Annotated in this window: 10 protein-coding genes and 1 pseudogene; 8 read left to right on the top strand and 3 right to left on the bottom strand. The window is 68.4% G+C overall.

Going from position 1 to position 11258, the window contains the following annotated elements:
• The 7 genes and pseudogenes from BMY35_RS37965 to BMY35_RS30315 all read left to right on the top strand — a co-directional run.
• Positions 1–135 (top strand): annotated as a pseudogene (locus tag BMY35_RS37965) (ABC transporter permease); the annotation flags it as partial.
• Complete coding sequence (locus BMY35_RS30340) at positions 132–1007, top strand: ABC transporter permease (RefSeq protein WP_093206707.1); 876 nt, start codon at positions 132–134, stop codon at positions 1005–1007. The pseudogene BMY35_RS37965 and the gene BMY35_RS30340, both read left to right, overlap by 4 nt.
• 5 nt (positions 1008–1012) lie before the next feature.
• On the top strand, positions 1013–2002 hold the full coding sequence (locus tag BMY35_RS30335) for an ABC transporter ATP-binding protein (protein ID WP_093206706.1): 990 nt from the start codon (positions 1013–1015) through the stop codon (positions 2000–2002).
• The gene (locus tag BMY35_RS30330; RefSeq protein ID WP_093206705.1) at positions 1999–2832 is read left to right on the top strand and encodes an ATP-binding cassette domain-containing protein; all 834 of its coding nucleotides are present in this window, start codon (positions 1999–2001) and stop codon (positions 2830–2832) included. Before BMY35_RS30335 ends, BMY35_RS30330 begins: the two co-directional genes overlap by 4 nt.
• A gap of 114 nt (positions 2833–2946) precedes the next feature.
• Entirely contained in the window at positions 2947–4440 is a 1494-nt protein-coding gene (locus BMY35_RS30325) for an ABC transporter substrate-binding protein (RefSeq protein ID WP_093206704.1), read from the top strand.
• Positions 4441–4678: 238 nt separating this feature from the next.
• Complete coding sequence (locus BMY35_RS30320) at positions 4679–6166, top strand: ABC transporter substrate-binding protein (protein WP_093206703.1); 1488 nt, start codon at positions 4679–4681, stop codon at positions 6164–6166.
• Between the two features lie 167 nt (positions 6167–6333).
• Positions 6334–7746 (top strand): amidase, encoded by a 1413-nt coding sequence (locus tag BMY35_RS30315; RefSeq protein ID WP_093206702.1) that lies wholly within the window; start codon positions 6334–6336, stop codon positions 7744–7746.
• A 9-nt stretch (positions 7747–7755) separates the two neighbouring features.
• On the opposite strand, the gene BMY35_RS30310 is transcribed toward BMY35_RS30315, so the two are convergent.
• The 3 genes from BMY35_RS30310 to BMY35_RS30300 are packed head-to-tail and all read right to left on the bottom strand — an operon-like array spanning position 7756 to position 10727.
• Positions 7756–9144 (bottom strand): MFS transporter, encoded by a 1389-nt coding sequence (locus BMY35_RS30310; protein WP_093206701.1) that lies wholly within the window; start codon positions 9142–9144, stop codon positions 7756–7758.
• 54 nt (positions 9145–9198) lie between these two features.
• Positions 9199–9825 carry a YitT family protein gene (locus BMY35_RS30305; RefSeq protein ID WP_093206700.1) on the bottom strand — a complete coding sequence of 209 codons (627 nt, stop codon included), beginning with the start codon at positions 9823–9825 and terminating at the stop codon, positions 9199–9201.
• Positions 9826–9866: 41 nt separating this feature from the next.
• A complete protein-coding gene (locus BMY35_RS30300; protein WP_093206699.1) occupies positions 9867–10727 on the bottom strand; it encodes a LysR substrate-binding domain-containing protein in 861 nt (286 codons plus the stop codon).
• 115 nt (positions 10728–10842) lie between these two features.
• Between BMY35_RS30300 and BMY35_RS30295 the strand changes: the two genes are divergently transcribed.
• Positions 10843–11241 (top strand): tautomerase family protein, encoded by a 399-nt coding sequence (locus BMY35_RS30295; protein WP_093206698.1) that lies wholly within the window; start codon positions 10843–10845, stop codon positions 11239–11241.
• Positions 11242–11258 lie beyond the last annotated feature (17 nt).

The raw sequence follows: 11258 nt of genomic DNA, 5'->3' as shown, positions 1-11258 counted from the left end.
GCCATCAGCAACCGCGACCTGATCGTGGTGCGCAACTGCGTGATGCTGCTGGCGGCCATGGTGGTCATCGTGAACTTCGTGGTCGACGTGCTCTACGCCGTCATCGACCCGCGCATCAAGGCCAGCGACATATGAGCACCGCAGCAGTCCCCAACGCGGCCGCGCTCAAGGTGCCGGGCTTCTGGCGCCGCGCACTGCATCACCGCAGCTTCGTGCTGGGCGGAACGCTGACATTGCTCCTGCTGCTCGCTGCCGCCGTCTCGCTGGTATGGACGCCGTGGTCCCCCTACGAAATGGACATGGCCAACAAGCTGAAGCCTCCGACGGGCTCGCACTGGCTGGGCACCGACACCTATGGCCGCGACGTGGCCTCTCTGCTGCTGGTGGGCGCACGCGCGTCCATCCTCGTGGGCATGATCGCGGTCGGCATCGGCCTCGTGGTCGGAACCGCCCTCGGTCTGCTTGCTGCGGCGAAGCGCGGCTGGGTGGAAGAGGCCATCATGCGGCTGACCGACTTCTCGCTGGCCTTCCCCGCCATCCTCTCGGCCATCATGATGACGGCCGTGTTCGGCGCCGGCATCGTCAACGCGATCATCGCGATCGGCATCTACAACATCCCGACCTTCGCGCGCATCACGCGCGCATCGGCCAACGCAATCTGGTCGCGCGAGTACGTCGCCGCCGCGCGCGCCTGCGGCAAGGGCAGCTTCGCGATCACCATGCAGCACGTGCTGCCGAACATCTCGGCCGTGCTGATCGTGCAGATCACCATCCGCTTCGCCATCGCGATCCTGGCCGAAGCCGCCCTCTCCTACCTGGGCCTCGGCACGCAACCGCCGCAGCCCTCGTGGGGCCGCATGCTCAGCGAAGCCCAGACGATGATGTTCCAGGCGCCCCTGCTCGCGGTGTTCCCCGGCATGGCCATCGCGTTCGCGGTGCTCGGCCTGAATCTGCTGGGCGACGGCCTTCGCGACCTGCTCGATCCGCGGCTGGCCCGCGCGAGGTAAGCAAGATGCCCCTGCTCGAAGTCAAGGACCTCCGTATCGGCCTGCAGACGCAGCGCGGCCCCGCCGAGGCCGTGCGCGGCATCGACTTCACGCTGGAGCGCGGCGAAACGCTGGGCATCGTCGGCGAGTCGGGCTGCGGCAAGTCGATCACCGTGATGTCGCTCATGGGCCTGCTGCCCTCCACCGCGAAGGTCGGCGGCAGCATCCGCTTCGACGGCACCGAGATCGTCGGCCTGCCCGAGAAGCAGATGTGCGAGATCCGCGGCAACCGCATCGGCATGATCTTCCAGGAGCCGATGACGGCGCTGAACCCGGTGCACACCATCGCGCGCCAGGTGGGCGAGCCGCTTCGGCTGCACCGTGGGCTCTCGAAGGCCGACGCCCGCAAGGAAGTGCTCGCGCTGCTGGAGCGCGTGGGCATTCCCGACGCGGCCTCGCGCCTCGATGCGTACCCGCACCAGTTCTCCGGCGGCCAGCGCCAGCGCATCGGCATCGCGATGGCGCTCGCCTGCGGCCCCGACCTGCTGATCGCCGACGAGCCCACCACCGCGCTCGACGTCACCATCCAGAAGCAGATCCTCGAGCTGATCAAGAGCCTCGTGGCCGAGCGCGGCATGGCGCTGATCCTGATCTCGCACGACCTCGGCGTGATCGCGCAGACGGTCTCGAAGATGCTCGTGATGTACGGCGGCAGCGTGGTCGAGAGCGGCCCCACCGAGGCCGTGTTCGCACGCCGCGCCCATCCCTACACGCAGGGCCTGTTCGCCGCGCGTCCGGCCATCGGCGCGCCGCGCGGCCTGCGGCTGGCCACCATCAGGGGCAGCGTGCCCGAGCTGGTCGACCTGCCGAAGGGCTGCCCCTTCGCGGGCCGATGCAGCTACACCATCGACGCCTGCAGGACCACGACGCCGCCGGCCACGATGCTGCCGCACGAGCATGCGGTGCGATGCATCCGGCTCGAGGAGATCGCCGCGCAAGGAACCATCGCACCATGAGCGCGACTACCACCAACGCCTCGCCGCTGCTGCGGGTCACCAACCTCGTGCGTCACTACGCGCTGCCGCGCGAGAAACTCTTCGGCCCGCCGCCCACCGTGAAGGCACTCAACGGCGTGAGCTTCGAAGTACAGGCCGGCCGGAGCGTGGGCATCGTCGGTGAATCGGGTTCGGGCAAGTCGACCATCGCTCGCCTCGTGATGGCGCTCGACACGCCCACCTCCGGCACCGTCTCGCTCGAAGGTCGCGACCTGCACGCGCTCTCGAAGGAAGAACTGCGCGTGGCGCGACGCGACTTCCAGATGGTGTTCCAGGACCCTTATGGCTCGCTCGATCCGCGCCAGACCGTCGCGCGCATCGTCGCCGAGCCGCTCGAGGCATTGGCCGCTACCAGCCGCTCGGAGCAGCGCGAACGCGCCTCGGAAAGCCTGGCCGCAGTGGGCCTGCGCACCACCGACCTCGACAAGTACCCGCACGAGTTCTCCGGCGGCCAACGCCAGCGCATCGCCATCGCGCGCGCGCTCATCACGCGCCCCAAGCTCATCGTGGCCGACGAACCCGTGAGCGCGCTCGATGTCTCGGTGCAGGCCCAGGTGCTCAACCTCATGCAGGACCTGCAGCAGCAGTTCGGCATCAGCTACCTGCTCATCAGCCACGACCTCGCGGTGGTCAACCATCTATGCGACAACGTGTGCGTGGTGTGGAAGGGCCTGATCGTCGAGCAGGGCCCGCCCGCCGAGCTCTTCCATCACGCGCAGCACGAGTACACGCGCACGCTGCTCGACGCCGTGCCTCGCACGCCCACTGGCGGCACGCTGCTCGCGGCCTGACTGACATCGAAGCGTCGCCCACCCTGCTTAGGATGAGTGGGTCATAAGCATCTGGTTGCGCATGCGTCCGCCGTCGCGGATGATGCCTGCCCCCTGTTTCGAGGACACCGCTCCATGCTCAAACGACGCACCCTGCTCGCCACCGGCGCCGCAGCCCTGACACCGCTGGCCCTGCCGACGCTCGCGCTGGCACAGAAGAGAAAGGATGCGCTGGTCATCGGCCTCACGCTCGAGCCCACGGGCCTGGACCCCACGGCCAAGGCCGGTGCCGAGATCGCAGAGGTGGTGCTCTACACCATCTTCGAAACCCTCACCAAGATCAACTCCGACGGCAGCGTCACGCCGCTGCTGGCCGAAAGCTGGGAGGTCTCGCCCGACCTCAAGACGCTCACCTTCAAGCTCAGGCGCGGCGTGAAGTTCCAGAACGGCGAGCCCTTCAACGCGCAGAGCGTGAAGTTCTCGTTCGACCGCGCGGCCGCCGCCAACAGCACCAACAAGGACAAGCGCACCTTCACCAACATCGCGACGCAGGTGGTCGACGAGCACACGGTGGTGCTGATCACCAAGGAGATCGAGCCCGACCTGCTGTTCCTGCTCGGGCAGGCCTCGGCCATCATCGTCGAGCCCAAGACGGTGGAGACCAACGCGACCAAGCCGGTCGGCACCGGCCCCTACAGGCTCGACAACTGGGCCAAGGGCTCGAGCATCGTGCTCGCCAAGTGGGACGGCTGGCGCCATGCCGACACGGTGCAGATCCGCAAGGCCAGCTTCCGCTTCATCTCCGAGCCGGCCGCGCAGACCACCGCGCTGCTCTCGGGCGACGTCGACCTGTTCCCGCATGCGTCGGTGTCGCGCAGCCTGCCGCAGTTCCAGAACGACAAGCGCTTCCAGGTGGTGTTCAACGCCTCGCGCGGCAAGACCATCCTCGCCATCAACAACAGGCGCAAGCCGCTGGACGACGTGCGCGTGCGCCGCGCGATCTCCGCGGCCATCGACCGCAAGGCCGTGATCGAAGCCGCCGTCGACGGCCGCGGCATTCCCATCGGCAGCCACTACGTGCCGGGCGCGCCGGGGTACGTCGACACCACCGGCATCAACCCATACAACGTCGAGAAGGCGAAGCAGCTGCTGGCCGAGGCCGGCGTGAAGACGCCGCTCGAACTCGAACTGGTGCTGCCGCCCCCGCCCTACGCACGCCAGGGCGGCGAGCTGATCGCCGCGCAGCTCGCCAAGGTGGGCATCGTCGCGAAGATCCAGAACGTCGAATGGGCGCAATGGATCAGCGGCACCTACGGCAACAAGAACTACGACCTCTCGCTGATCCTGCACGTCGAGCCCTTCGACCTGGTGAACTACACCAAGCCGGAGTACTACTGGGGCTACCAGTCGGCGAAGTTCAACGAGGTCTTCGACAAGGCGCGCAACGCCGCGCGCCCCGCCGACCGCCTGCGCTACCTGGGCGACGCGCAGCGGCTGCTGGCGGAGGACGCGGCCAACGTCTTCCTGTTCCAGCCGCAGTTCATCACCGTGGCCGGACGCAACCTGCGCGGGCTGTGGAAGGACACGCCGATCTTCGTGAACGACATCGCATCCCTGTCCTGGGCCTGAACCCGGCGCGCCTTCGCCGCGGCGACTCCAGGGCTCTACGGGAACCTCCCGAGGAAAAACCGGCCCGCGGGCCGCGCACCGGCGCGCCCGCTGCGAGAGAATGACCGGCCGCGCACGTGGCATCTTTCGTGCTGCGTGCCGTGTCTTTCGCGGCGTCGCGCCTCCCTTCGGGGCACGGCGTGCGCCGGAGCAGTCGTCCGCCATTCGAACCTGGCTTGTTTTTCCGGAGATCACACGTATGTTGAACCGTCGCACCCTCCTTACCACCGCCGGCGCCACCGTGGCGCTGGCCAGCCCGCTCGCCGGCATGGCGCAGGGCAGGAAGGACGCCATCGTGATCGGCATGGCGCTCGAGCCGCCGGGGCTCGATCCGACCACCGGTGCCGCGGCCGCCATCGCCGAGGTGGTGCAGTACAACATCCTGGAGACGCTCACCAAGATCAATTCCGACGGCAGCGTCACGCCGCTGCTGGCCGAGAGCTGGGAAATCTCCCCCGACCTGAAGACCTACACCTTCAAGCTGCGCCGCGGCGTGAAGTACCAGAACGGCGAGCCCTTCAACGCGGCCGCGGTCAAGTTCTCGTTCGACCGCGCCGGCAGCGAGAAGAGCACCAACAAGGACAAGCGCACCTTCGCCAACCTGAGCACGCAGGTGGTCGACGACTACACCGTGGTGATCATCAACAAGGAGATCGACCCCGACCTGCCCTTCGTGCTGGGCCAGGCCACGGCGGTGATCGTCGAGCCCAAGAGTGCCGAGGGCAACGCCACCAAGCCGGTCGGCACCGGCCCCTACAAGCTCGACAACTGGGCCAAGGGCTCGTCGATCACGCTGAGCAAGTGGGAAGGCTTCCGCAGCCCCACCGCGGCAAAGATCAACAAGGTCACCTTCCGCTTCATCTCCGACACGGCGGCACAGGCCGCGGCCATGCTCTCGGGCGACATCGACGTGTTCCCGCGCATCGGCACGCGCGTGGTGCAGCAGTTCAAGATGAACCCGCAGTTCCAGGTGATCCTGGCCGGCTCGCGCGCCAAGACCATCCTGTCGATCAACAACAGGAAGAAGCCGCTGGACGACGTGCGCGTGCGCCGCGCCATCCTCGCGGCCATCGACCGCAAGGCGGTCATCGAAGGCGCGGCCGACGGCTTCGGCGTGCCCATCGGCAGCCACTACGTGCCGGGCGCGGCGGGCTTCGTCGACACCACCGGCATCAACCCCTTCGACATCGAGAAGGCCAAGAAGCTGCTGGCCGAAGCAGGCGTGAAGACGCCGCTCGAGCTGAAGATGACGCTGCCCCCGCCGCCGTACGCGCGCCAGGGCGGCGAGGTGATCGTGGCCCAGCTGGCCAAGATCGGCATCGTGGTGAAGGTGCAGAACGTCGAGTGGGCCCAGTGGCTCAGCGGCACCTACGGCAACAAGGACTACGACCTGTCGATCGTGTCGCACGTCGAGCCCTTCGACCTCGGCAACTACGCCAAGGCGGACTACTACTGGGGCTACCAGTCGAAGGCCTTCGATACGCTGTTCGACAAGATCAAGACCACCGCCAACGCCACCGAGCGCAACAAGCTGCTGGGCGACGCGCAGAAGATGCTGGCCACCGACGCGGCCAACGGCTTCCTCTACCAGCCGCAGTTCCCGACGGTCGCGAAGAAGAGCGTCAAGGGCATCTGGAAGGAAAACCCGATCTTCGTGAACGACCTCTCCGCACTCTCGTGGGGGTGATCAAGCTCGCCCCCAGGCTTCGCGCACTTGGTGTCGCTTCGCCAACCCCCTACCGGGGGCAACACCGGTGGCCCGGCAAAGCCGGTTCCACGGTGTTTCCCGAAGGAGCCGTGGGCATTTCGTGCGCTGCGAATCGCGCGGAATGCGGAGCATGAGTGAGTAAAGCAATGTCCGATGTCGCCTTGCTGAGCAGTCTTTCCGCACAGGAACTCGCGGTCGCCTACCGCGACCGCAAGCTCTCGCCGGTCGAGGTCACGCAAGCCGTGATCGCGCAGGTCGAGCGCTGGGAGCCGCACCTGCAGGCCACGTGGCTCTTCAGGCCCGAGGCCGCGCTCGAGCAGGCGCGCGCCTCGGAGGCGCGCTGGCTGCGCGGCGACGCGCTCGGGCCGCTCGACGGCGTGCCGGCCACCGTCAAGGAAAACATCGCGACGCGCGGCGACCCGATGCCCGCGGGCACCGCGGCCGTCGACCTGAAGCCCGCGACCGCCGACGCACCGCCGGCCGCGCGCCTGAAGGAAGCCGGCGCGGTGATCGTGAGCAAGACGACGATGCCGGACTACGGCATGCTGTCCTCGGGACTTTCGAGCTTCCACACGCTGGCGCGCAATCCGTGGGACCTGCGCCTCACGCCGGGCGGCTCCAGCGCGGGTGCCGGCGCTGCCGCCGCGGCGGGCTACGGCCCGCTGCACCTGGGCACCGACATTGGCGGCTCGCTGCGCCTGCCGGCGAGCTGGTGCGGCATCTTCACGCTCAAGCCGAGCCTGGGGCGCATTCCGATCGACCCGCCCTACATGGGCCGCGCGGCCGGGCCGATGACCCGCACCGTGGGCGACGCCGCGCTGCTGATGCAGGCGCTGTCGAAGCCCGACGCGCGCGACAGCATGAGCCTGCCGCCGCAGGAGATCGACTGGGCCGGCTTCGACGTGTCGCCCGACCATCTGCGCGGCCTGCGCATCGGGCTGCTGCTGGACGCGGGCTGCGGGCTGGCTGTGGAGTCGGAGATACAGGCGGCCGTCGAGCAGGCGGCACGGCTCCTGGAAAAGGCCGGCGCCATCATCGAGCCGATGCAGCCCTTCATGTCGCAGGCCATGCTCGACGGCATGGACCACCTGTGGCGCATGCGCTCCCTGGTGGACCTGAAGGGCCTGCGCGCCGACCAGCGCTCGAAGGTGCTGCCCTACATCCGCGAATGGGCCGAGAGCGCGGCGGAGTTCAGCGGCGAGCACGTGTTCCGCAGCTTCAGCCAGTTCCACGCGACGCGCGTGGCCGCCGTGAGCGCATGCGCGCGCTTCGACTACGTGATCTCGCCGGTGTCGCCGAACATGCCTGCAGCGGCCGAGGCCCCCTCGCCCACCAACGACCCGCTGCGGCCGCTGGAGCACATCGGGTTCACGGTGCCTTTCAACATGTCGGAGCAGCCGGCCGCCTCGGTGAATTGCGGGTACTCGGCGGGCGGATTGCCGATCGGGCTGCAGATTGCCGGCCAGCGATTCGACGACCTCGGGGTGCTGCGCGTCGCTCGCGCCTTCGAGCAGATCCGCGAGCCGCAGCGGCCCTGGCCCGAGGCCCCGGGGGCCTAGGCGCGCCCGTCAGCGCAGCCCGGCGCCCTCGTCCTTCGACAGCTTGGTGAACGACAGCAGGGACAGCAGCGTCATCGCGCCCACCACGCCGAAGGCCGGGGAAAAGTCCGCCGCGCTCAGCTGGCTGGTGCTGCTGCCGTTCCACCATGCAGCCAGCGTGACCAGCGTGGCGCCGAGCGTCACGCCCAGGCTCAGGGACAGCTGTTGCGCCATGCTGTTGAGCGTGGTCGCGTGGCTCATGCGCGGCTTGGGAATCTGCGAGAAGCCCAGCGTCTGCAGCGACACCATCGCCATCGAATTCACCAGCCCGCCGAACAGCAGCGTCACGAAGATCTGCACATGCGGCGTGGCGGGCCGGAACTGGCCGTAGCTCACATAGCAAAGGCAGGTCAGGCAGGTTGCGCCGACCAGCAGCGAGCGGAAACCCACCGTGCGTATCGCCCTCGCCATGACCGTGCGCGTGGCCAGCGAGCCCAGCGCGGCGGCCATCGTAAGACTGCCCGAGGTCAGCGGCGAAAGCCCGAAGCCCAGTTGCAGCATCAGCGGCAGCAGGAAGGGCGAAGCGCCGATCGCGATGCGCAGCGGCGTGCCGCCGATGATCGACGCGCGGCAGGTCGAGAAGCGCAGGATGCCCAGGTCGATCAGCGGCTCGGCCTTGCCACGGCTTCGCAGGTGATAGACCAGCGAGGCCAGCACGCCGACGCCCGCCATCGCCCAGATGACCGACACCGGCAGCAGCGCCTTGCCCACCATCTCCAGGCTGCCGAGCAACGCCGTCAGCCCCAGGGCCAGCAGCACGAAGCCTTCGATGTCGAAGGGCGCGGGAGGAGAGCTGTCTTCGGGCAGATCGCCGATGAAACGCATCGCCCCGGCGATGGCGATCAGGCCGAAGGGGATGTTGACCAGGAAGATCCATCGCCACGAAGTCAGCGTGACGATGGCCCCGCCGAACAGCGGCCCCGCCAGCCGGCCGAAAGCGGGCGGCACCGTGAACCACACCATCGCCGAGACCATCTGCGCAGGCGGCACGCTGCGCAGCAGGATGAGCCGGCCGACCGGCAGCATCATCGCGCCGCCCATGCCCTGCAGCACCCGGAATGCCACCAGCTGCGGCAGCGTCTGCGCCGCTCCGCACAGGGTGGAGCCCAGCGAGAAGAAGGCCACCGCCGCGCAGAACACCCGCTTGGGCCCGAAGCGATCGGCCAGCCAGCCGCTGACGGGCAGGAAGACCGCCAGGCTCAGCAGGTACGAAGTGATCGCGAGGTTCAGGTGCAGCACGCTGACGTCGAGCGCGTGCGCGATGGTCGGCAGCGCCGTGGCCATCACCGAGGTGTCGAGGTTCTGCAGGAAAAGAGGCGCGGCGACGATGAGCGGAACGATGCGGTAGCGGGGCGGCATGGGCGCATTGTCCGGGAGGCGAATTAGACGAGACTTCGCGGCGCCGGGCCGTTCTCAGGTGGCTGCGTACCGCCCAGGCTTGTGATTGACCCAGAGAAAGATCCCCATCACCACGGCAGCCAGCACCGACCACCCCACGCGCTGCGGCGGAATCACGAACAGGGCAAGCAGCACCACCGTGCAATCGATGCCGATCTGCACCTTGCCCGCGGGCCAGCCGCGCTTTTCCTGCAGGTACAGCGTCAGCACGGTCGCCCCGCCGAGGCTCGCGCGATGGCGGGCGAGGAACAGGCAGCCGGTGCCCAGCAGCAGCCCGCCGAGCACTGCGGCAAAGGCCGGGTTCAGGGAATCGATCGACAGGTAGCGCGGCGCCAGGTCGGTCATCACCGAAAGCAGCGCGATGGCCGAGAAGGTCTTCACCGTGAACGCCCGCCCCATGTGGCGCCAGGCGAACCAGTAGAACGGCAGGTTGACCAGGAAGAACAGCTTTCCGAAGCTCAGGCCGGTGGCGTAGTGCAGCAGGAACGCCACGCCGGCCGTGCCGCCCGTGAGCAGACCCGCCTGGCCGAACAGCATCATGGCGATGGCGACGAAAAGCGTGCCCGAGAAGATCGCCTGCGCGTCATCGAAGCGGGAATGGCGTAGCCAGTCTGGCTGGGTGGTGGGAGGTGGCGCGTCCATGGCTCTCTTGACGCAAATCCCGCGCCACCCTGGCGCCCGGCTCACACCAGATGGGTAGCCAGCAGCTCCCGGGCCCGGGTCACGAACGCGGTTTCGCCCCGGCGCCCGGGCAGGAACTCGAAGGCCACGCGCGGCAGCGCCGGCAACCCGTGGGGCGTGGCGAGCCGCGTCACCCCCTCGCTGATCGCCGATTCGTTGAGGCAGGCCACGCCCAACCCCGCAGCCAGCGCCGACTGCAGCCCCGCCACGCCCGACGCCACGTGCGCCAGCGTATAGGGCACATGCCTGCGCCTCAGCAGCGCCACCGTGAACTGGTGCAGCGAGCAGGTGTCGGGCAGCACCAGCAGGCGCACCGGCTCGCCGCGCACGAGCCGCATGCCCGCCGCACCCAGCCACACCAGCGACTCGCGCCGGATCACCGACGCCCGTGGCTGCGCGGCGGAAACACCGGCGATGTTCATTGCCACCGCCACGTCGAAGTCGCCGCGCGCGTAGGCGGCACGCAACTCGTCGCTCTTCAGGATGGCGACGTGCAGCCGCACCTGCGGATAGCTCTCGCCCAGCCGCCCGAGCAGCCGGGTCAGGTCGCCGGGCCGGAAATAGTCGGTGACGGCCAGCCGCAGCTCGCCCTGGAGCGTTTCGCCATGCAGGTCGCGAAAGGCCTCGTCGCTCAGCGCCAGGATGCGCCGCGCATAGCCCAGCAGCCGCACGCCCGCCTCGGTGGGCGAGACGCCGGCCTTGCTGCGCGTGAGCAGCGACTGCCCCGCGCGCTCTTCCAGCTTGCGGATCTGCTCGCTCACCGACGACTGGGAAAGAAAGACGCGCGGCGCCGCCGCAGTGAGGCTACCGGCGTCGACGACGGCGGCCAGGGTGCGCAGCTGCTCGAGATCGAATCCCTGCATGGCTCTTCATCCATCCGTTATTCCGATGGAATACATCATATCTTCCCGCTTTTCCGATGACTATCGGACTCCCACAATCACCCCATCGACAACCCGTTCATCCAAGGAGTCCACCATGCCCCACATCGTCGTCCACCTCTCCGGCCAACCCGACGCCGACCTCACCCGCAAGACCGTCGACGTCGTCGCCGAGCTCACGCAGAGCGTGCTCGGCAAGCAGCTGCCGGTCATCGCCATCACCGTGCAGTACATCGCCGCCGACGCCTGGTTCATCGGCGGGCAGTCGCTGGCCTCGCTGGGCAAGTCGGCCTTCCACCTCGACATCAGCATCACCGACGAGACCAACACCAAGGCCGAGAAGGCGCGCTACCTGCGCGAGGTGCACGCGGCCATGGCGAAGATCCGGCCGGACCTGCACGAGGTGTCGTACATCCACGTGATCGACGCGCGCGGCGCGGCCTACGGCTACGGCGGCAGGACGCAGGAGTACCGCCACCAGCAGGCCGGCGTCTGAGCCGCGTCGTCGAACAT

Origin of the sequence: Variovorax sp. YR750 (assembly GCF_900109805.1) — a bacterium.
In the GTDB taxonomy this organism is placed as follows: domain Bacteria; phylum Pseudomonadota; class Gammaproteobacteria; order Burkholderiales; family Burkholderiaceae_C; genus Variovorax; species Variovorax gossypii.
The sequence above is the reverse complement of the archived record's forward strand: the minus strand, read 5'-3'. Positions and strand labels throughout refer to the sequence as shown.